The following is a 21,564-nucleotide window of genomic DNA, read 5'->3' as shown; positions in this document are numbered from 1 at the left end:
CATGATGCAGCAGTACCTGGGCATCAAGATCAACTACCCCGACACGCTGGTTTTCTACCGCATGGGGGATTTCTACGAGCTGTTCTTCGGGGATGCGGAGAAGGTGGCGCGGCTGCTGGACATTACGCTGACCACGCGCGGGCAGACGGCGGGGCAGCCGATTCCCATGGCGGGCGTGCCCTTCCATGCGCTGGAGAACTACCTGGGCCGGCTGATCAAGCTGGGCGAGTCGGTGGCGATCTGCGAGCAGGTGGGCGAGGTGGGCGCCGCCAAGGGCCCGGTGGAGCGCAAGGTGGTGCGCGTGGTGACGCCGGGTACGCTGACCGACAGCGAGCTGCTGTCGGACAAGAGCGAGGCGATCTTGCTGTCCCTGCACACGGCCGGGCGCCAGCGCTGCGGCCTGGCCTGGATGGCGGTGACGCAGGGGCGCATCCACCTGGCCGAGTGCTCCCACGATGAGCTGGGCGCCTGGATTTCGCGCATTGCGCCCAGCGAGCTGATCTACAGCGCAGGCGTGACCGAGCGTTTCGAGCAGAGCCTGTTCGCGCTGCGCCATGGCGGCTCCATTGCCTGCCCGCTGTCGCCGCGCCCCGACTGGCAGTTCGACGGCGGCCTGGGCGAGCGCAAGCTGCTGGAGCTGCTGGGCGCGGCCAGCCTCAAGGCCTGGGAGGCCGAGGACCTGCCGCTGGCCCATGGCGCCAGCGCCGCGCTGCTGTCGTATGCGGAGCACACGCAGGGCCGCAGCCTGTCGCACATCCACGCTCTGCAGGTGCAGCGCGACGATGAGCTGATTGCGCTGCCGCTGGCCACGCGCCGCAACCTGGAGCTGGTCAAGACGCTGCGCGGCGAGGATTCGCCCACATTGTTCTCTCTGCTGGACACCTGCATGACGGGCATGGGCAGCCGCCTGCTCAAGGCCTGGCTGCTGGAGCCGCGCCGCGACCGCACGCAGGCCATGGCGCGGCTGGAGGCCACGCGGGCGCTGCAGGGCGCCAGCGCAGGCGGCATGGCCGCGCCCTGGCAGCAGTTGCGCGAGCAGCTCAAGGGCGTGAGCGATGTGGAGCGCATCACCGCGCGCACCGCGCTGCGCCAGGTGCGCCCGCGCGAGCTGGTGGGACTGGGCCGCACGCTGCACAAGGCCGCCGTGCTGGCCCAGGCCGGGCAGACGCCTTCGGCCCACCTGACCCAGCTGTTTGCCGACCTGCAGCCGCCCGAGGGCTGCGCCGAGCTGCTGGTGCGCGCCATCATGGAAGAGCCGGCCGCCCTGGTGCGCGACGGCGGCGTGTTTGCCACGGGCTACGACGCCGAGCTGGACGAGCTGCGCGCCATCCAGAACAACTGCGACGACTTCCTGCTGGAGCTGGAGGCCAAGGAAAAGCTGCTCACCGGCATTCCCAACCTGCGCGTGCAGTTCAACAAGGTGCACGGCTTCTATATAGAGATCACCAACAGCTACAAGGACGCGGTGCCCGAGCGCTACCGCCGCCGCCAGACGCTGAAGAACGCCGAGCGCTACATCACGCCCGAGCTCAAGGCCTTCGAGGACAAGGCCCTGTCCGCGCAGGAGCGTGCGCTGCAGCGCGAGAAATTCCTCTACGAGCAGCTGCTGGACCAGTTGCAGCCCCATGTGCCGGCGCTCACGCGCGTGGCCGGCGCCATTGCGGCCATCGACGTGCTGTGCACGCTGGCCGAGCGCTCGCTGACGCTGAACTGGTGCGCGCCCGAGTTCGTGAACCATCCCTGCATCGAGATCGAGGCCGGCCGCCACCCGGTGGTGGAGGCCCGCATGGCCGAGACCTCCAGCGGCAGCTTCATCGCCAACCACACGCGCATGAACGCCAACACGCGCATGCAGATCATCACCGGCCCCAACATGGGCGGCAAGTCGACCTATATGCGCCAGGTGGCGCTGATCGTGCTGCTGGCCAGCATGGGCTCGCATGTGCCGGCGTCCAGCTGCCGGCTGGGGCCCATCGACGCCATCCACACGCGCATCGGCGCGGCCGACGACCTGGCCAATGCCCAGTCCACCTTCATGATGGAGATGACCGAGGCCGCGCAGATCCTGCACTCGGCCACGCCGCACAGCCTGGTGCTGATGGACGAGATCGGCCGGGGCACCAGCACCTTCGACGGCCTGGCGCTGGCCAGCGGCATCGCCACCCAGCTGCACGACAGGACGCGCGCCTTCACGCTGTTTGCCACGCACTACTTCGAGCTGACCGAGCTGCCGGCCAAGGCACGCGCGGCCGTGAACATGCATGTGAGCGCCGCCGAATCGGGCCAGGACATCGTCTTCCTGCACGAGATCCAGCCCGGCCCGGCCAGCCGCAGCTACGGTATCCAGGTGGCCAAGCTGGCGGGCATGCCGGCCGGCGTGCTGCACCACGCGCGCCATGCGCTGGAGGCACTGGAGGCCCATGCCGACGAGGGCCGCCTGCAGGTGGACCTGTTCGATGCGCCCGACATGCCCGAGCCCGAAAGCCGCCACGACCCGCTGGCCCAGGCGCTGGCCGCCATCAATCCCGACGCACTGAGCCCGCGCGAGGCGCTGGAAGCCCTTTACCAGCTCAAGAAGATCGCCGCCTGAACGCGGTCAATCGCCTCGCACTAAACTTGCCATTTCCGCAGATTCGGACGCTTCCATGACTTATTGCGTTGCCATCAAGCTCAACGCCGGCCTGGTTTTCCTGGCCGACTCGCGCACCAATGCCGGCCTGGACCAGATCAGCTCGTTCCGCAAGCTCATGGTCTACGAGAACCCCGGCGACCGTTTCATGGTGCTGCTGTCGGCCGGCAACCTGTCCATCACCCAATCGGTGCGCGAGCTGCTGGAGAGCCAGCAACTGCGCGACGAGGCCACGGGCGACATGCTGACCATCTGGAACGTGCGCAGCATGTTCGATGCGGCCCGCGTGCTGGGCGCGGCCGTGCGCCATGTGTTCGAGCGCGACGGCGTGGCACTGTCCCGGTCGGGCGTGGACTTCAATATCTCGCTGGTGCTGGGCGGCCAGATCCAGGGCGAGAACATGCGGCTGTTCCAGGTCTACTCGGCGGGCAACTTCATCGAGGCCACGAGCGAGACGCCCTACTTCCAGATCGGCGAGTCCAAGTACGGCAAGCCCGTGCTGGACCGCGTGATCACGCCGCGCACGCCGCTGGACGAGGCCGCCAAGTGCGCCCTGGTGTCCATGGACAGCACGCTCAAGTCCAACCTCTCGGTGGGCCTGCCGCTGGACCTGATCGTGTACGAGAAGGACCGCTTTGCCTCCGACAAGATCGTCAGCATCGACGAGAGCAATCCGTATTTCCGCATGCTGCACGACAGCTGGGGCGAGCGCCTGCGCCATGTCTTCGACAGCATCGAAGACCCGGCCTGGGAGGGCAGCGATTCCGCGGTGCCCATTCGCGTGCACAGCCGCCAGGCCCAGCCGCTGACCAAGGTCACCGCGCCGGCAGGCGCCCTGCGCTCGTCGGCGCGCAGCATGGGCCGGCTGCCGCCTGCGGCGCTGCGCCAGCCCTATCACAGCGGCACGGGCGCAGGCCTGGGCACCTCCACGGCCGACGGGCTGGCCACCTCGCCCATGACGCCCCTGCAGCCGGGCCCGGCATCGCCCATGCGGCCGGACGCCGGGCAACCCTCCGGCCACCAGCAAGGCATGCCGGATGCTGCGGACCGGACCGGCCAGGAGCCCCAGCCGTGAACGCGGCCCGGCCCGCGCTGCGGGCCGACAGCGACGCGGGCACGGAATCGGCACCGCTGCCCGTGGTCTTCTCGCATGCCAACAGCTTTGCGCTGCCCACCTACCGGCTGCTGTTCTCGCTGCTGGCCGAGCGCGGGATCGCGGCGCAGGGGGTGGAGCGCTTCGGCCATGACCCGCGCTTTCCCGTCACCAACAACTGGCCGCACCTGGTCGAACAACTGGCCGAGTTCACGCGCGCCGAGGTGGAGCGCGTGGGCGGTCCGGTCTTTCTGGTCGGGCATTCGCTGGGCGGTTTCCTGAGCGTGATGACGGCTGCGCGCCACCCCGAACTGGCGCGCGGCGTGCTGCTGATCGACTCGCCCCTGCTCAGCGGCTGGCGTGCCAATGCCGTGGGCGTGGCCAAGCGCACGCAGCTGGTGGGCTCGGTCTCGCCGGGCAAGATCAGCGCCCGCCGCCGCAATGCCTGGGACAGCGATGACGAGGCCATGACCTATTTCCGCGCCAAGAAGGTGTTTGCGCAATGGCACCCGCAGGTGCTCCAGGACTATGTGCAGGGCGGCCTGACCGACCTGGACGGCCGGCGCACGCTGCACTTCACGCGCGAGGTGGAGACCGCCATCTACAACACCTTGCCGCACAACCTGGCCTCGCTGCTGCACCACCATCCGCTGCGCTGCCCGGCGGCCTTCATCGGCGGGCGTGCCTCGGTGGAGATGCGCCAGGTGGGCATGGACCTTACGCGCCGCATCACGCGCGGGCGCGTGATGATGCTGGACGGCAGCCACCTGTTCCCCATGGAGCGGCCCCACGCCACGGCCGCCGCCATCGAGGCCTCGCTGCTGAACCTGCTCGGCCCCGAGGGCTGAACCGGGCACCCCGAATGTGAAAAGGCCACCTTGCGGTGGCCTTCTGCGTTGGTGCCTGAGGAATGCCTGGGGCCCTTCGCCCAAGCCTGGGTCAAACCTCGCTCCAGCTCACGACCCCGGTGAAGGCCGTCACCAGCACGATGATGCCGAAGGCGATGCGGTACCAGGCAAACGGCACGAAGCTGTTGGTGGATATGTAGCGCAGCAGCCAGCGCACGCACAGCCAGGCGCTGATGAAGGAGAACACCAGGCCCACGGCGAACATGGGGATGTCGGCCACCGACAGCAGTGCGCGCTCCTTGTAGAGGCTGTAGACGCCGGCGCCGATCAGCGTGGGAATGGCCAGGAAGAACGAAAAGTCGGTGGCCGCCTTGCGCGACAGGCCCATGAGCATGCCGCCGATGATGGTGGCGCCGCTGCGGCTGGTGCCGGGGATCATGGCCAGGCACTGCACCAGGCCGACCTTGAGGGCGTCCAGCGGCGTCATCTCGTCCACGGTCTGCACGCGCATGGCCGATGCCGGCCGGCGCTCGGCCCACAGGATGACGAAGCCGCCCAGGATGAAGGTGGTGGCCACCACGGTGGGCGTGAACAGGTGCGCCTTGATGAACTTGCCGAAGATCAGCGCCAGCACCACGGCCGGCAGGAAGCCGATGATGACGTTCAGCGTGAGCCGCTGCGCCTGGCGGCTGGTGGGCAGGTCGACCACGGTGGAGCGGATCTTCTGCCAGTACACCAGCACCACGGCGAAGATGGCGCCGGTCTGGATGGCGATGTCGAAGACCTTGGCCTTGGCATCGTCGAAGCCCAGCAGCGAGCCTGCAAGGATGAGGTGCCCGGTGGAAGAGATGGGAAGGAACTCCGTCAGCCCTTCCACGATGCCCATGATGGCGGCCTTGACCAGCAAAAGAATGTCCACGGCAAGCGTCCTGTCGCAATGCAAAAGTGGGCCATTATCTGCGCTGGCCATGGCCTGCCGGTGTCCGCCTGCCCGCCTGTCAGCGGCAATCGCAAACTTTTACAACGCGCGGCCCGCGACGTTGCTGCGCGCCCGGCACTGTGCTGCAATGTGGGTGCGCTGGACTTCAGCGCGCCTTCAAAACCATTCCATCATGAAAAAAATCGTTGTTCTGGCAGTTGTCTCCCTGGCCTGCAGCATGGGCATGGCCGCAGGGGACAAGGCTCCCACGGCCCAGCAAAAGCTGATGGGCACCTGCAACACCGAAGCCACCGGCAAGAAAGGCGACGAGCGCAAGGAGTTCATGAAGTCCTGCCTGTCCGACGGCAAGAAGCGCCAGCAGGAACGCATGAAGACCTGCAACGTGGACGCCACGGGCAAGAAGGGTGATGAGCGCAAGGCGTTCATGAGTGAATGCTTGAAGAAGGACTGACCCCCTGAGGCGCTGCGCGCCTTCCCCCTCTCGCTGCGCGGGGGGGGACGACACCCTCGCTGCGGGGCGGCCCTTGCTCGGTGTCCCTCGCTTTGGGGGCGCGCCAGTCGGATGGGTCTGGGGCCTGCCAAGCATTGCAAAAAGCCACCGTTTTCGGTGGCTTTGCTGTTTAGGCGGATAGTTTTCTGATTTGGCTATCAATGGAGCCGTGTACTACCGACAGCCGTTCAAACTCGCAGGGCTCAAGCGCGGGCAGCCGAGCAAGGGCCGCCCCGCAGTGAGGGCTGCGTCCCCCTCCGCGAAGCGAGAAGGGGGAAGCGGCGCAGCCGCTCAGGGGGTCATCTTCCTAGCTCTTCGCTTGCGCCACCAGATGATGACGCCGGTGATCGACAGGACTGCGACGAGCACGCCGACGAAGGACATGAGCACGCGGCCGGGGGTGCCGAGGATGCGGCCGCTGTGCAGGGGCAGTTGCAGCTGGACGAAGACGTCGGCTGCGGTGCCGTGCCAGGGGCGGTAGGTGCCCAGGACTTCGCCGTTGTCCGAGCTGACGTAGATGTTGGACAGGCCCATGCCCATGGCGCCGGTTTCGTCGCGCGGGTCGAAGAAGGAGACGTTGTAGAACGGGAAGTCGCCACCCCACCAGATGCCGCCTGCGGGCTGGGCGAAGCCCAGGCGCTTGGCCTCGCTCTGGGCGATGGCGATGGCCTGGGCGAACGAGACCTGGGGCACGAGGAGCGTGCCCTGGGGCGCGGGCTTGAGGGTTTCGTAGGGGCCGGGCGTGGTGGTGGAGACGGTGCTCATCACCGGGTAGAAGACTTCGCGGTACAGGTTCAGCGAGAACGAGGTGAAGGCCACGATGACGATGACGGCCCAGACCCACAGGCCGCCCGCGCGGTGCAGGTCGAAGTTGAGCTTGTAGGCGCCGCCGCCCCAGCGCACGCGCCATGAGGGCAGCCAGCGCCGCCACCACGATCCCACGGCCGCCGTCAGGCGCGGGGCGCTTTTCCTGAGCTTGACGGGAAAGGTCAGCAGCAGCGCGACAAAGCTGTCGGCCACCCACAGCAGGGCCAGGCTGCCCATGAACCAGTAGCCCCAGCGGTCCGTGCCCCAAAAGCGCGGGGCCAGCAGGCTTTCGTGCAGGTGGCGCAGCCAGGGCATGAGGTTGCGCTGGCTGAGCGCAAAGCTGCGCCCGTTGCGCTGGCCGGTGATGTGGCCACTGACGGGATCGACGAAGACCGTGTCATAGCCCAGCGCAGGCGCCTGGCCCGTGGCCGGGTCGGGCCGGGGGCGCACCATGAACATGGCGGCTTCGCCCTCGACCAGGCCCAGGGTCATGTAGCTGATCTCGGCGCGCGGCTCGCTGGCCTGCACGGCGGCGGCCAGCTCCAGCGGGGTCTTCAGCGGGCCGCGTGCCGGGGTCTCCAGCATGTCGGCGTTGAGCCATTCGTCGATTTCATGGTCCCAGGACAGCACGGCCCCGGTGAGGCCGGCCATGGTGAGGAAACCGGCCAGCACCAGGCCAATCCAGCGGTGCACCACCGTCCACAACGCGCGCATGCTTCAGATCGCTCCGGCTCAGAAGTCCACCGATGCGCTCAGCGAGAAGGTGCGCGGCATGGACTGCACCAGGTAGTTGGCGCCCGGGTAGCCGCCCACGGACGACCAGTAGCCCTTGTCGAACAGGTTGTCGATGCGCGCGCGCAGGGTCAGCAGGCGGTTGTTGCCGATGTCCATGAGATAACGCGCGCCGATGTCTGTGCGCGTCCACGAGGCCACCTTCAGCGTGTTGGCGCCGTTGGCGTACTGGCTGGAGGTGTGCATCACGCGCGCATTGAGGGCCAGGCCCGAGACGCCGGGCACATCCCAGTCCACGCCCAGGTTGAGCAGGCGCTTGGGCACGCCGATGGCGTAGTTGCCGATGGTGGTGGCATCGGCGGCCTCGCGGATCTTGGCCTCGCTGAAGGTCACGCCGCCCAGCACGCGCAGGCCCTTGACGGGTTCGCCGAAGACCGTGGCCTCCAGGCCGCTGTTGCGCTGCTTGCCGTACTGGCCGAAGACCTGGTTGGCCACATAGGCCGAAGGCATGTCCGTGGTGTACAGCGCCACCGTGGCGCCCAACTGCGGGCCCTGCCACTTGAAGCCGATTTCCTTCTGGCGCGACTTGTAGGGCGCGAACACCTGGCCGCCGTTGGACACGGGCAGGTCGTTGGCCGTCTGCGGCGCCACGGCGCCCTTGGTCAGGCCTTCGATGTAGTTGGCGTAGACCGAGGTGTTCTCGCTGGTCTTGAACACCAGGCCCAGCATGGGCGTGGTGGCCGACTTCTTGTAGTTGTCGGTCTGCGCGCCCGTGTTGTAGTCGTAGCTGCTTTGCTCGATGCTCTGGCGGCGCACGCCCACGGTCAGGCGCAGGCGCTCGTCCAGCATCGTCAGCGTGTCGCCGATGGCGAAGCTGTTGAGTTGGGTTTCGCCCACGCGCGTGGGATCGGCCAGGTTGCCGCCGAACAGCGTCATCGCCGGGCGTGCGCTGCTCCAGGGGTTGTAGATGTTGTTGACCACGCCAAAGCCCATGCCCCAGGCATTGCGCTCGGTGGCGGAGTAGGTGCTGGCCGTGGCCACCAGCTCGTGGCCCACGCTGCCCGTGGCCAGGCGCGTGCGGATGCCGACCTCGCCCGTGCCCACGCTGTCCTTGCGCTTGTTGTCGAAGCGCGTGCCCGTGGTGTCGCCGGCCGCATTGCTCACGGTCACGCCGCTCAGGGAGTTGTCTTCCTTGCCGCGGCGCAGGCCGCCTGCGGCCCAGGCGGTGGTTGTGTCGTTGATGTCCCATTCGGCGCGCAGCGTGGCGAACAGGTCGCGCTCGGTGGAGTACGACCAGTTCTGGCCGTAGTTGGTCTTGTTGTCGGGTACGGCCGGGATGAAGTTGCCGGGCGTCACGCTGGGGCGGCCGCCGTTGTAGCTGTTGCGCTGGTAGCCCACGTCGCCCGACAGGCGCACGTTGCGGCTGCGCCAGTCCAGGCCCACGCCCAGGGCGGTGAGCGAGCGGTCCTCGCCATCCACGCCCGTGCCGCCGTCGCGGCGCACGGCGTTCAGGCGGATGCCGGTGCTCTGGTCAGGGCCGAAGCGGCGCGAGATGTCGGTGGAGACAAAGGCCTGGCCGCCCGTCTGTATGCCGGCGCCCACGCGCGTCAGCGCATCGTTGCCGGCGCGCTTGGGCAGCAGGCTGATGGTGCCGCCAATGCCGCTGCCGCCCGGTGCTGCGCCATTGAGGAAGGCATTGGCGCCGCGCAGCACCTCCACGCGCTCGAAGAACTCCGAGGCGATGTACTGGCGCGGCAGCAGGCCGTACAGGCCGTTGTAGGCGATGTCGTCCGAGTACACCGGGAAGCCGCGCAGCACATACAGCTCCTGGAAGTTGCCGAAGCCGCGCGCCTGGCGCACGCCCGGGTCGTTGAGCAGCACGTCGCCCACGCTCTTGGACTGGGTGTCTTCGATCAGCTGCTGCGTGTAGCTGGTGGTGGAGAACGAGGAGTTCTTCCAGTCCAGCGTGCCCAGCACGCCGTTGCGCGCGCCCGTGGCCACCTGGCCGCCTGCGAAGGGCTTGGACAGGCCCTGGGCCGATGCGTCGGCACTGGCCTCCACCGTCACGGCCTCCAGCACGGGGTCGCCGCCCCGGGTCTGGGCAATCAGGGCCTGCTGGCTGCACAGGCAGAGAACGGCCAGGGAAATCGGGCGGATGGAGGGCATGAGGATGATATTGAGAATGATTTACAGAATCCGTTAGCTTACCAACCACGTTAGGGCGCTGCTATGAATTTTCTCAATCTGTTGCATCGAAGCAATCCTCCAAGTGATTGAATTCAAAGGCCCTTCGCAATAGTTTGTGCGCACTCCCCATAGCCGCAATCTTCCAACGACCACGGAGATCCCTGCAGCTCGCGGCGCCCCGATGCATCTGGCACCCTGCCGGCGCCCGTCCGTCGCATGGCGCTGGCCCGGCCCGCGTCCGGCAGCGACAGTCCTGTCCCATACAGGCCCACCAACCCGGGCCGCACGCCAGGACACCGCCATGCAAATGACACCGCTGATCGCCATCCACATGAGTGCCGCCCTCGGGGCCACGGCCACGGGTGCCATCGCCCTGCTGGCGCGCCGGCGGGCCGCCGTCCATCCCCGCCTGCACCGCGCGGCCGGCTACGCCTTCGTCACGCTCATGGTCTGCGCGGCGGTGTCCGCCTGCTTCATCCGCGACTACCGCCTGCCCAACTGGGCCGGCTACACGCCCGTCCACCTGCTGGTGCCACTGACCTTTGCCGGCCTGGGCCGCTCGTTCTGGCACCTGTACCACGGCAACATCGCCGGCCACCGCAAGATCATGCGCAGCGTCTACATCGGCGCCTGCGTCGTGGCGGGCCTGTTCACCCTGCTGCCCGGCCGCTACCTGGGCGACCTGCTGTGGCAGCAGCTGGGCCTGGCCTGACGCCGCTTTCCTTCCCCCTGACGGAGAACTTCCCATGCGCACCCTTGATCCCCTTGATCCCCTTGATCCCATTCATCCCCTCGATCCCTCTGCCCGCCACGACGACGATGCCCTGGAGCGCATGGCGCGCCGCCGCGCAGGCGCCAAGATGGGCTGGATGATCCACGCCAGCGTCTATGTGCTGGTCAACCTCGGGCTGGCGGCGCTGTCGCTGTCCCAGGGCAGGCACTGGGCCATCTTCCCGGCCCTGGGCTGGGGCCTGGGGCTGGCCATCCACGGGGCCGTGGTCTGGCTGGCCCTGCCGGGCAACGGCTGGCACGGGCGCATGGTGGAGCGTGAGCGGCTGGCGCTGCAGTCACGCCAGGGCCGCGCCCGCTAAACGACGCCATGGGACTACCATTGCCCTCCATGCCCGACCTCGCATCCAACGCCCCATCCCAGCGGGCCGCACAGGGCCACATCGTGGAACGGACCACGCTGCTGCGCCACGGCATCGCAACGACCTCGGCCTGCGCCCTGATTGCCGCCGCATTCAGCCTGAGCAACCACGGCCGCTGGGACGTGAACCTCATCTACTCGCTGTCGATAGGCTTGACCAGCTGGCTCACCATCGAACTGGGCCGTTGGCGCATGACGCGGGGCCAGGACATTCCCTGGCCCGGCGGCTGGCGCGGCGCCGCGCTGGTGGTGGCTGGCATCGTGACGGGGTTTGTGATCGGGTCGCTGATCGGCACGGCCTACAGGCAGTGGGCCGATCCCGACGCCAGCACGGCCCTGATGCACCGGCTGTGGATACCGCTGGCCGTCACCATCGTCGCCAGCACGGTGATGTCGCTGGCCTTCTTCCTGCTGGGCTACTCGCGCCACCTGCAGATGCAGGCCGAGCAGGCCCGCCGCCAGGCGGCCGAGGCCAAACTCACCCTGCTGCAGGCCCAGCTGGAGCCGCACATGCTGTTCAACACCCTGGCCAACCTGCGCGTGCTGGTGGCCAGCGACCCGCAGCGCGCCCAGGCCATGCTGGACCATCTGATCGCCTACCTGCGCGCCACGCTGGGCGGCTCGCGCAGCACCGAGCATGCGCTGGGCGAAGAGTTCGCACGCCTGCGCGACTACCTGGCGCTGATGTCCATCCGCATGGGCCCGCGCCTGCAATACACGCTGGACCTGCCCGAGGATTTGGCCCAGGTACCTGTGCCGCCGCTGCTGCTGCAGCCCCTGGTGGAAAACTGCATACGCCACGGACTGGAGCCCAAGCTGGAAGGCGGGCATATCGCCGTGCGCGCGCGCCGCACCGCCGGCGGCCAGCTGGAGCTGACCGTGGCCGACAACGGACTGGGCCTGGACACCGGAGCGCCCGCCCTGCCCGGCAGCCGCTTCGGCACGGCCCAGCTGCGCGAGCGCCTGGCCAGCCGCTATGGCGACGCCGCACACTTCGAACTGGCCGCCCTGCCCGAAGGCGGCACGCTCGCCAAAATCACCATTGCCAACGCCGGTTGAAATGACCTCCTCCCCCCGCGCCCTGATCGCCGAAGACGAACCCCTGCTGGCCGAGGACCTGCGCCAGGCCCTGGCCCGCGCCTGGCCCGAGCTGCAGATTGCCGCCATGGTGGGCGACGGCCTGAGTGCCGCCCGGCAGGCGCTGGCGCTGCAGCCCGATGTGCTGTTCTTCGACATCCGCATGCCGGGCCAAAGCGGCCTGGAGGCCGCCGCCGAACTGGCCGACGCCTGGCCCGAGGCGCAGCCGTTTCCCATCCTGGTCTTCGTGACCGCCTATGACCAGTACGCCATGGACGCCTTCGAGGCCCAGGCCGTGGACTACCTGCTCAAGCCCGTGCAGCCCGAGCGGCTGGCGCGCAGCGTGCAGCGCCTGCGCGAGCTGCTGGCCCAGCGCACGGTGGCCCCGGCCGGCGCTGCACTGGCGCAGGCGCTGGAGCAATTGCGGCATCTGGCCGGCGCCACGGCCCCCGCCGCCGCCACCGAGCCGCCGCTGCAGATGATCCAGGCCGGCGTGGGCACGCAGATCCAGATGGTGCCCGTGCAGGACGTCGTCTACTTCGAGGCGGCCGACAAGTACGTGCGCGTGCTCACGGCCTCGCATGAGTACCTGGTGCGCACGCCGCTCAAGGAGCTGCTGCCCCGGTTGGACGCCGAGGAATTCTGGCAGGTGCACCGCGGCACGGTGGTGCGTGCGGCCGCCATTGCCAGTGCCCAGCGCGACGAGGCCGGCCGGCTGTGGCTGCAGCTGCGCGAGCGAGCGGAAAAACTGGCCGTGAGCCGCCTCTACGCGCAGCGGTTCAAGGCGATGTAGGTGGCGATGTAGACGCCGACTCCGTCAGCGCAGCGGCGGCTGATCGGGCAGGTCCAGCACGTCGTCCCAGGCCACTCCCTGCATCTCGTCCCAGTGGGCGACGATCACGCAGCGCGGCCCGTGCCCGGCCACGGGCACAGATTGCTGGCCGGCCCGGTTCAGCCCCGCCAGCGTGCGCTGCACATGGTCGATCGATCCCCGGTCCAGCGCGGCCAGCGGCTCGTCGATCAGCAGCAGCGGCGCGCCGCTGGCCCAGCCCGCCGCCATCCACAGCTTGCGCAGGCTGCCCGTGGACAGGGCCAGCAGGGGCTTGTGCAGGTGGGGCTCCAGGCCCAGGCCGTCGGCATGGGCCTGCCAGGCCGCCTCGCTCCACGCTGGATGCAATTGCCGCTGTGCCTGCACCCATTCCTGCGCGGGCCCGGCGCGCTCGGCATTCGACAGCTCGGCGCGCGGGTCGCGCCAGAACAGCGCGGGGCGCTGCGACGGGTCCGGCTGCTGCGGATACGCCAGGCGCCCGCCCTGCAAGGGCAACTGGCCGGCCAGCATTTGCAGCAGGCTGGTCTTGCCGCAGCCCTCGCCGCCGCGCACCAGGCACAGGCCCACGGGCCAGTCGTGCGAGGCGCCATCCCACAGCAGCAGGCCCGGCTGCCCGAAGCGCAGGGACTGCGCGCTCACCATCGGCGGCGCCATCGTTTGCTGTGCGGTATCCATCTGAATGTCTTTCCGGTTCTGCGATGCGGGCGATTGTGCACGCGGCACAATGCCGGGCTTTCCCTTTTCCCATCACGCAGGCGGACCCACCATGACCCTCGACTACCTGGATTTCGACTACAGCGAAGACGACGAAGGCACGGGCTGCTGGGACGCCATGGCCAGCGTGCCCGCCACGCGCGTGCCGGCGCTGGCGGCCGAGGTGGAGCAATTGCTGGCCTGGGCACACCGCCGCTTCAAGGGCCGGCGCGGCCCCATCGAGGAAGGCGGCGACTGGGACTACGAGCTGCAGGCCCAGGACGACGGCAGCAAGCCGCTGGCCTGGCGCTTTGACGCAGCCACGGCGCGCCTGCAATCCGTGGCGGCGGGGGATGGCCGCACCACGGTGAACCTGTCGATCAGCGGCAGCGCGGCCTTCGGCGAAGCATTGCGCCAGGCCTTCGAGCTGCAGGACTAAACATCAGCGCGCGACAGCCTGCGGCCCCTGCACGGAGGCCGGGCTCAGCGGCTGCCACCGCCCGGCCACGTTCTTGAGCAAGGTGTTGACGGCGGCCAGCCGCCGGTTGCGCACATCGATCAGGCTGCGCCGCGCCGACAGCACCGTGGTCTGGGCGCTGAGCACATTCAGATAGGCCACCGTGCCCGCGCGGTACTGGTTGTTGACGACATCCAGCGCCTTCTGCGCGGCGGCCACGGCCTCGATCTGCACCTGCTGCTCGCGCGCCAGGGCGGATGCGGTGACCAGGTTGTCCTCCACCTCCTGCAACGCCGTCAGCACGGTCTGGCGGTAGGTGGCGGCGGCCAGGTCCAGCGAGGCACGCGCCGACTCCACGGCCGCCGTGCGCGCGCCGCCGTCGAACAGCGCCAGCGCCAGCGACGGGCCCAGCGACCAGAACAGGTTGGGCGCACTCACCAGGTTGGACAGCGATGCACCCCGGTAGCCGGCCGTGGCCGACAGCGTGAGCGCCGGGAAGAAGGCTGCGCGCGCCACGCCCACCTGGGCATTGGCGGCGGCCACGCGGCGTTCGGCCGCCGCAATGTCGGGGCGCTGCTCCAGCAGTTGGGACGACAGCATGGCCGGCACCTCGGGCGGCGGCGGCAGCTCGGCGCCGGCCTCCAGGCTGAAGGCCGCCGGCGGCAGGCCCAGCAGCGCGGCCAGGGCGTGCTCCAGCTGGGCGCGGCTGGTCTGTGCCTCGATGAGCTGGGCCTGGGTGCTTTTGTACTGCGCCTCGGCCTGGGCCACGTCGGCCGACGAGGCCACGCCCGCGCGGTAGCGGTTATTGGTGAGCTTCAGGCTTTGCTCGTAGCTCTGCAGCGTTTCCTGCAGCAGCCGCACGCTGGCATCGGCCGCGCGCAGCGAGAAATAGGTCTGCGTGATCGATGCCTGGGCCGACAGCCGCGCGGCGGCCAGGTCGTCGCTGCTGGCCTGGGCGCTGGCCTGGCTGGCGCTGACCGTGCCCGACACGCGGCCCCACAGGTCCAGCTCCCAGCTGGCGTTCAGGCCCAGCGAGTAGTTGGTCGAGATGTTGCCGCTACTGCCGCTACTGCCGGTGTTGCCGCCCGTGCCTGATGCACCCGATGCACCGGAGGCCCCGCCGCTGCGCGAGCGCGTGGCGCCGGCCGTGCTGCCCAGCGTGGGGAACAGCCCGGCCTGGCTGCTGGCCACGGCCGCCTGCGCGGCACGCAGGCGCGCGGCGGCCTGGGCAATGCTCTGGTTGCCGGTGGCGGCCTGCTGCTGCAGGCGGTTGAGCTGCTCGTCGCCAAACAGCTCCCACCAGTTGTCGGGCACTTGCGCGCGCGACGGATCGGCGGGCCGCCAGATGCCGGCCTCGGCCGCCTCGGGCGTGGCTTCCTTGAACTGGGCCGGCACCTCGAGTGCGGGGCGCTGGTAGGCGCTCTGCGTGGAGCAGCCGGCCAGCAGCGCGGCGGCCAGCCAGATCGCCGGGGAGTGAAGTGTCTTGAACTGCATCAGCTTGGGCTTTCGGATTCGGTTCACTGGGGTGATGCGGCGGGCACAGGGGTGCCGGGGTCTTTGCCCTGCACGCGGCCACGCAGGCCCATGACACGCTGGCGCAGCCTGTCCAGCAGCACATAGACCACGGGCGTGGTGTAGAGCGTGAGCAGCTGGCTCAGCATCAGGCCGCCCACGATGGCAATGCCCAGCGGCTGGCGCAGCTCGGCGCCATCGCCCCGGCCCAGGGCCAGCGGCAGTGCGCCGCAGATGGCCGCCAGGCTGGTCATGAGGATGGGGCGCAGCCGCAACTCGCAGGCGCGGTAGATGGCCTGGGCAGCCGTGGCATGGCCGGCGCGCTGCCGCTCCAGCGCGAAGTCGATCATCATGATGGCGTTCTTCTTGACGATGCCGATCAGCAATATCACCCCGATCAGCGCGATCAGCGAGAACTCCGTCTTGAACAGCATCAGCGCCATCAGCGCGCCCACGCCGGCCGAGGGCAGCGTGGACAGGATGGTCAGCGGATGCACCAGGCTCTCATAGAGCACGCCCAGCACCAGGTAGATGGTGATGATGGCCGCCAGGATCAGCAGCGGCTGCCCGGACAGCGCCTGCTGGAAGGCCCCGGCCGTGCCGCTGAAGCTGCCGCGCACCGACACGGGCACGCCCAGATCGGCCACGGCCGCGCGGATGGCGTCGCTGGCATCCGACAGCGCCACGCCCTCGGCCAGGCTGAAGCTGATGGTGCTGGCCGGCGTGCCCCGGTCATGGTTCACGGCCAGCGGCGTGTTGGTGGTGGTGATGCGCGCAAACGAGGTCAGCGGCACCTGCACGCCCTGGTTGTTCACGAAGAAGAAACCGCGCAGCGTCTCTGGGCTTTGCAGGTAGCGGGGCGCGGCCTCCATCACCACGCGGTATTGGTTGAGCGGGTTGTAGATCACGCCCACCTGGCGCTGGCCGAAGGCGTTGTTGAGCGTGCCGTCGATCTGCGACACGGTCAGCCCCAGGCGCGTGGCCGCGTCGCGGTCGATCACCAGCGAGGTCTGCAGGCCGAAGTCGGACACATCGCTGTTCACGTCCGTGAGCTGGGGCAGTTGCGAAAGCACCTGGCGGATGCGCGGCTCCCAGGTGCGCAGGTCCTGGATGTCGTCGGCCTGCAGCGTGTAGTCGTACGAGCCCGAGCTTTGCCGCCCGCCGATGCGGATATCGCTTTGCGTGACCATGAACAGCCTCGCGCCGGGCTCGTTCTTGAGCTTGTCGCGCAGGCGGTTGATCACCTCGTCGGAAGACACCTTGCGCTCGGCCAGCGGCTTGAGCGACATGAACATGTTGGCCGCATTGCGCTGCCCGCCGCCCGTGAAGCCCGTCACGTACTCCACGGCCGGGTCTTCCTGCACGATGGACAGGAAGCGCTTGAGCCGCTGCTCCATGGCCTGGTAGGAGGTGGACTGGTCGGCCCGGATGAAGCCCATCACGCGGCCCGTGTCCTGGCTGGGCATGAAACCCTTGTCGATGGCCATGTACAGGTGCACGTTCAGCGCCACCACGCCGGCCAGCACCAGCAGCACCAGCGGCTGGTGGCGCAGGCACCAGGCCAGGCTTGCGCGATAGCCGGACATGGCACGCCGCTCGGCCCGGCCCACCCAGGCGCCGAAGCGGTCCCAGGCGCGCTGCAGGCCGTTGCGCGGCCGGCCCGGCTGAGCGACACGCTGCGGGCGCAGCAGCGCAGCGCACATCATGGGCGTGGTGGTCAGCGACACCACCATCGAGATCAGAATGGCCGCCGACATCACCACCGCGAACTCGCGGAAGAACCGCCCCACGATGCCGCCCATGAACAGGATGGGCACGAACACCGCGATCAGCGACAGGCTCATGGACACCACGGTGAACCCGATCTCGCGCGCCCCGTCCAGCGCCGCGCGCAGCGCGGTCTTGCCGCGCTCCATGTGGCGCATCACGTTCTCCAGCACCACGATGGCATCGTCCACCACAAAGCCCGTGGCCACGGTCAGCGCCATCAGCGACAGGTTGTCCAGCGTGTAGCCGGCCAGGTACATCACGCCGAACGTGCCCGCAAGCGACACCGGCACGGCCACGGCCGGAATCAGCGTGGCCCGGCCATTGCGCAGGAACAGGAACACCACCAGGATCACCAGCGCCACGGCGATCAACAGCGCCCGCTCCACCTCCACCACCGAGGCACGCAGCGTGGGCGTGCGGTCGGACACGATGGTCAGATCGATGGCCTCGGGAATGGACGCCTTGAGCTGCGGCAGCAAAGAGCGCACGCGCGCCACGGCCTCCAGAATGTTGGCGTCCGGCTGCTTGAAGATCTGCAGCAGGATGGCGGGCTTGCCATTGGCCACGCCGTAGTTGCGCACGTCCTGCACCGAATCCGTGACATCGGCCACGTCCTGCAGCCGGATCGCATTGCCATTGCTCCAGCGCAGCACCAGCGGCGCATAGTCGGCAGCCACGCGCGCCTGGTCATTGGCCGTCACCTGCCAGTAATGGTCCTCGCGCTCCACTGCGCCCAGCGGCCGGTTGGCATTCGTGGCCGAAATGGCGGTACGCACCTGGTCCAGCGACACGCCATTGGCCGCCAGCTTCACCGGGTCCAGCTCCACGCGCACGGCCGGCAGCGCCCCGCCGCTGATGGACGCCTGGCCCACGCCCTCCACCTGCGACAGCTTCTGCGCCAGCACGGTGGACGCCGCGTCATACATCTGCCCGCGCGTCAGCGCGCTGGACGTCAGCGCCAGGATCATGATCGGCGCATCGGCCGGATTCACCTTGCGATACGTAGGATTGCCCGGCATGCCCGAAGGCAGCAGCGTGCGCGCCGCATTGATGGCGGCCTGCACATCGCGCGCCGCGCTGTCCACCGTGCGCGACAGATCGAACTGCAGCGTGATGCGCGTACTGCCCAGGCTGGAGCTGGACGTGATCTCATTGACCCCCGCAATCGCCCCCAGCGCCCGCTCCAGCGGCGTCGCCACCGTGGCAGCCATGGTGTCGGGGCTTGCACCCGGCAGGCTGGCCGACACCGAAATCGTCGGATAGTCCACCTGCGGCAGCGGCGCCACCGGCAGCAGGAAATACGACACCGCCCCCGCCAGCGCCAGGCCGATGGTCATCAGCATGGTGGCAATGGGCCGGAAGATGAACGGCGCCGAGAGATTGGAAAGCTGGCTCATGATCCAGCCCCAAAAATCCCAGGCCGAGCGAAGCGATGGCCCGAGCAAACTCCCCTTCTGCCCGCGCCTGCGTCGTGGCGCTTGCGGGGTTGCAGTCCTGCCGAAGGACAGGACTGCTTCGTCATCTGGCTCGCCGTGATTGTCTGAACGCAGCGCGCCAGCGCGAAGTGAGTTTCACGGCGAACCCCGCAAGCGCCACGACGCAGGTGGCCCCGCAGCGAAGCGAAGGGGTCGCGGGCAGTGGGGCGCGCTTCTTTGCCTACTTTCTTGTCGCGCGACAAGAAAGTAGGTCGGCCGCCGGGCCGAGCCCCGGCCAGCGGCGCCAGCCAAAAGCGCAGATCAAGCTCAAGCATGGGCCTGCTCCGAAGAAGCACCCCGACGATCCCGCCACCTCTGCGCCCACCCCTCAAACGTCAGATAAATCACAGGCGTAGTGAACAGAGTCAGCAACTGGCTCACCAGCAAGCCCCCCACCAACGTCACCCCCAACGGATGCCGCAACTCACTGCCCACCCCCGTCCCCAACATCAACGGCAAGGCCCCCAGCAAAGCCGCCAAGGTCGTCATCAGGATAGGCCGGAACCGCAGCAGGCAGGCCTGGTAGATGGCCTCGCGCGGCGTATGCCCCTCCTCGCGCTGCGCCTCCAGCGCGAAGTCGATCATCATGATCGCGTTCTTCTTGACGATGCCGATCAGCAGCACGATGCCGATGATGGCGATGATGTCCAGGTCCAGCCCCGCCAGCAGCAGGGCCAGCAGCGCGCCCACGCCGGCCGAGGGCAGCGTGGACAGGATGGTCACCGGGTGGATGGTGCTCTCATAGAGCACGCCCAGCACGATGTACATGGTGATCACCGCCGCCAGCACCAGCAGCAGCGTGTTGGACAGCGAGGCCTGGAAGGCCAGGGCCGCGCCCTGGAAGGCGGCATCCACCGACAGCGGCATATGGCCCTCGGTGCGCAACTGGGCCATCAGGTCCTGCACGGCCTTGACCGCATGGCCCAGCGACACGCCGGGCGCGGTGTTGAACGAGATGGTGGCGGCGGGCAGCTGGCCCACATGGTTCACGGCCAGGGCCATGGGCCGCTCGCTGACCGTGGCCACCGAGGACAGCGGCACGGGCGCGCCCGCGCTGGAGGCCACATAGATGGCCTGCAGCGACTCGGGCCCGATCTTGAACTGCGGCGCCACTTCCAGCACCACGCGGTACTGGTTGGACTGCGTGAAGATGGTGGAGATCAGCCGCTGGCCGAAGGCGTTGTACAGCGCCGTGTCGATGGCCGAGACCGTCACGCCCAGCCGGCTGGCCTGGGCCCGGTCGATCTGCACGAAGGCCTGCAGGCCCTGGTTCTGCAGGTCGCTGCCCACGTCCACCAGCTCGGGCAGGTCGTGCATGCGCTCGACCAGGGCCTGGGTGCTGGTGGTCAGCTGCGCCATGTCGGGCGAGGACATCAGCAGCTGGTACTGGGTGCGCGCCACGCGGTCCTCGATGGTCAGGTCCTGCACGGGCTGGGCGTACAGGCGTATGCCCGGGATCTGCAGCGCATCGTCGGACAGGCGGCGCAGCACGGCGGGCACGCCATCGCGCTGGCCGTGGGGCTTGAGGTCGATCAGCAGCCGGCCCGTGTTCAGCGTGGTGTTGCTGCCATCGACGCCGATGAAGGACGAGATGCTCTGCACGGCCGGGTCCTTGAGCAGCAGCTCGGCCAGGGCCTGTTGGCGCTCGGCCATGGCGGCAAAGGAGATGGACTGGTCGGCCTCGGTCGTGGCCTGGATGGTGCCCGTGTCCTGGTCGGGGAAGAAGCCCTTGGGCACGGCAAAGTACAGCAGCACGGTCACGGCCAGCGTGGCCAGGAAGACGATCCAGGTCAGGCCCCGGCGGTCCAGCACCCAGGTGAGGATGCGGCCGTAGCCGGCAATGGTGCGGTCGAAGAAACGGCCCGTGGCGTGGTACAGGCGGCCATGCCGCTCTTCCTCGGCCCCTTCGGGCTGGTGGCGCAGCAGCCGCGCGCACAGCATGGGCGTGAGCGTCAGCGAGACCACGGCCGAGATCAGGATGGCCACCGCCATGGTGATGGCGAACTCGTGGAACAGCCGCCCCACCACGTCGCCCATGAACAGCAGCGGGATCAGCACGGCGATCAGCGAAATCGTCAGCGAGATGATGGTGAAGCCGATCTGCTTGGCGCCCTTGAGCGCGGCCTGCATGGGCGGCTCGCCCTTTTCCACGAAACGCGCGATGTTCTCGATCATCACGATGGCATCGTCCACCACGAAGCCGGTGGAGATCGTCAGCGCCATCAGCGTGAGGTTGTTGATGGAAAAACCGGCCAGGTACATCACGCCGAAGGTGCCGATCAGCGACAGCGGCACGGCAAAGCTCGGGATCAGCGTGGCCGAGGCGCTGCGCAGGAAGACGAAGATCACCGCCACCACCAGGGCGATGGCCAGCATCAGCTCCAGCTGCATGTCGTTGACCGAGGCGCGGATGGTCACCGTGCGGTCGGTCAGCACCTGCACGTCCAGCGAGGCCGGCAGCGTCTCCTTGAGCTGGGGCAGCAGCGCCTTGATGCGGTCCACCGTCTCGATCACATTGGCGCCGGGCTGGCGCCGGATGTTGAGGATCACGCCCGCGCGCGAGCCGCCTTCGGGCGTGCCGGCCCAGGCGGCCAGGCGCGTGTTCTCGGCATCGTCCACGGTCTGGGCGATGTCGGACAGGCGCACGGGCAGGCCGTTCTTGAAGGCGATGATGAGGTTGCGGTACTCGGCCGCCGACTGCAGCTGGTCATTGGCATCGATGGTGGAGGCGCGCGCCGGGCCGTCGAAGCCGCCCTTGGCCTGCTTGACGTTGGCGGCGGCGATGGCGGTGCGCACATCGTCCAGCGTCATGCCCAGGCCGGCCAGCGCCGTCGGGTTGGCCTGGATGCGCACGGCAGGCCGTCTCGGCCATGCT

At 68.7% G+C, this 21,564-nt stretch carries 16 protein-coding genes; 9 read left to right on the top strand and 7 right to left on the bottom strand.

What is annotated here, in order from left to right; all coding sequences use genetic code 11:
- Position 1 precedes the first annotated feature (1 nt).
- The 3 genes from mutS to ACM14_RS23750 are packed head-to-tail and all read left to right on the top strand — an operon-like array spanning position 2 to position 4,570.
- Positions 2-2,590, top strand: a complete 2,589-nt coding sequence (gene mutS / locus ACM14_RS23760; RefSeq protein ID WP_034391340.1) for a DNA mismatch repair protein MutS — start codon at positions 2-4, stop codon at positions 2,588-2,590.
- A gap of 55 nt (positions 2,591-2,645) precedes the next feature.
- Positions 2,646-3,704, top strand: a complete 1,059-nt coding sequence (locus ACM14_RS23755; RefSeq protein ID WP_065347496.1) for a proteasome-type protease — start codon at positions 2,646-2,648, stop codon at positions 3,702-3,704.
- Entirely contained in the window at positions 3,701-4,570 is an 870-nt protein-coding gene (locus ACM14_RS23750) for an alpha/beta fold hydrolase (RefSeq protein ID WP_065347495.1), read from the top strand. The genes ACM14_RS23755 and ACM14_RS23750 overlap by 4 nt, the downstream gene beginning before the upstream one ends.
- Before the next feature lie 91 nt (positions 4,571-4,661).
- Here ACM14_RS23750 and ACM14_RS23745 read toward each other — a convergent pair whose 3' ends face one another.
- Positions 4,662-5,489, bottom strand: a complete 828-nt coding sequence (locus ACM14_RS23745) for an undecaprenyl-diphosphate phosphatase (RefSeq protein ID WP_063326858.1) — start codon at positions 5,487-5,489, stop codon at positions 4,662-4,664.
- Positions 5,490-5,682: 193 nt separating this feature from the next.
- Between ACM14_RS23745 and ACM14_RS23740 the strand changes: the two genes are divergently transcribed.
- On the top strand, positions 5,683-5,961 hold the full coding sequence (locus ACM14_RS23740) for a PsiF family protein (protein WP_043781210.1): 279 nt from the start codon (positions 5,683-5,685) through the stop codon (positions 5,959-5,961).
- A gap of 330 nt (positions 5,962-6,291) precedes the next feature.
- Here the strand turns inward: ACM14_RS23740 and ACM14_RS23735 are convergent, their stop codons facing one another.
- Positions 6,292-7,521, bottom strand: a complete 1,230-nt coding sequence (locus ACM14_RS23735; RefSeq protein ID WP_065347494.1) for a PepSY domain-containing protein — start codon at positions 7,519-7,521, stop codon at positions 6,292-6,294.
- Between the two features lie 18 nt (positions 7,522-7,539).
- A complete protein-coding gene (locus tag ACM14_RS23730; protein ID WP_065347493.1) occupies positions 7,540-9,705 on the bottom strand; it encodes a TonB-dependent siderophore receptor in 2,166 nt (721 codons plus the stop codon).
- 322 nt (positions 9,706-10,027) lie between these two features.
- Here ACM14_RS23730 and ACM14_RS23725 point away from each other — a divergent pair, with 322 nt between their 5' ends.
- The 4 genes from ACM14_RS23725 to ACM14_RS23710 are packed head-to-tail and all read left to right on the top strand — an operon-like array spanning position 10,028 to position 12,746.
- Positions 10,028-10,438 (top strand): DUF2306 domain-containing protein, encoded by a 411-nt coding sequence (locus ACM14_RS23725; protein WP_065347492.1) that lies wholly within the window; start codon positions 10,028-10,030, stop codon positions 10,436-10,438.
- Between the two features lie 34 nt (positions 10,439-10,472).
- A complete protein-coding gene (locus ACM14_RS23720; protein ID WP_065347491.1) occupies positions 10,473-10,817 on the top strand; it encodes a 2TM domain-containing protein in 345 nt (114 codons plus the stop codon).
- 29 nt (positions 10,818-10,846) lie between these two features.
- Positions 10,847-11,935, top strand: coding sequence for a sensor histidine kinase (locus ACM14_RS23715; RefSeq protein WP_065347490.1), 1,089 nt, complete (start codon positions 10,847-10,849; stop codon positions 11,933-11,935).
- Between the two features lies 1 nt (position 11,936).
- Complete coding sequence (locus tag ACM14_RS23710; RefSeq protein ID WP_065347489.1) at positions 11,937-12,746, top strand: LytTR family DNA-binding domain-containing protein; 810 nt, start codon at positions 11,937-11,939, stop codon at positions 12,744-12,746.
- A gap of 24 nt (positions 12,747-12,770) precedes the next feature.
- Here ACM14_RS23710 and ACM14_RS23705 read toward each other — a convergent pair whose 3' ends face one another.
- On the bottom strand, positions 12,771-13,457 hold the full coding sequence (locus ACM14_RS23705; RefSeq protein WP_065347488.1) for an ABC transporter ATP-binding protein: 687 nt from the start codon (positions 13,455-13,457) through the stop codon (positions 12,771-12,773).
- A gap of 91 nt (positions 13,458-13,548) precedes the next feature.
- Here ACM14_RS23705 and ACM14_RS23700 point away from each other — a divergent pair, with 91 nt between their 5' ends.
- Positions 13,549-13,914: a hypothetical protein gene (locus ACM14_RS23700; RefSeq protein ID WP_065347487.1), complete on the top strand. Its 366-nt coding sequence runs from the start codon at positions 13,549-13,551 to the stop codon at positions 13,912-13,914.
- A 3-nt stretch (positions 13,915-13,917) separates the two neighbouring features.
- On the opposite strand, the gene ACM14_RS23695 is transcribed toward ACM14_RS23700, so the two are convergent.
- The 3 genes from ACM14_RS23695 to ACM14_RS23685 form a co-directional block, all read right to left on the bottom strand.
- Complete coding sequence (locus ACM14_RS23695; protein ID WP_065347486.1) at positions 13,918-15,426, bottom strand: efflux transporter outer membrane subunit; 1,509 nt, start codon at positions 15,424-15,426, stop codon at positions 13,918-13,920.
- Positions 15,427-15,449: 23 nt separating this feature from the next.
- Entirely contained in the window at positions 15,450-18,611 is a 3,162-nt protein-coding gene (locus tag ACM14_RS23690) for a multidrug efflux RND transporter permease subunit (RefSeq protein WP_065347485.1), read from the bottom strand.
- Between the two features lie 345 nt (positions 18,612-18,956).
- Positions 18,957-21,564: efflux RND transporter permease subunit (locus ACM14_RS23685; protein ID WP_065347513.1), on the bottom strand; the 2,608-nt coding region annotated here is incomplete at its 5' end.

This window comes from Delftia sp. JD2 (assembly GCF_001682645.1).
GTDB classification, from domain to species: domain Bacteria; phylum Pseudomonadota; class Gammaproteobacteria; order Burkholderiales; family Burkholderiaceae_C; genus Comamonas; species Comamonas acidovorans.
This window is presented reverse-complemented; position numbering and strand designations above follow the sequence as displayed.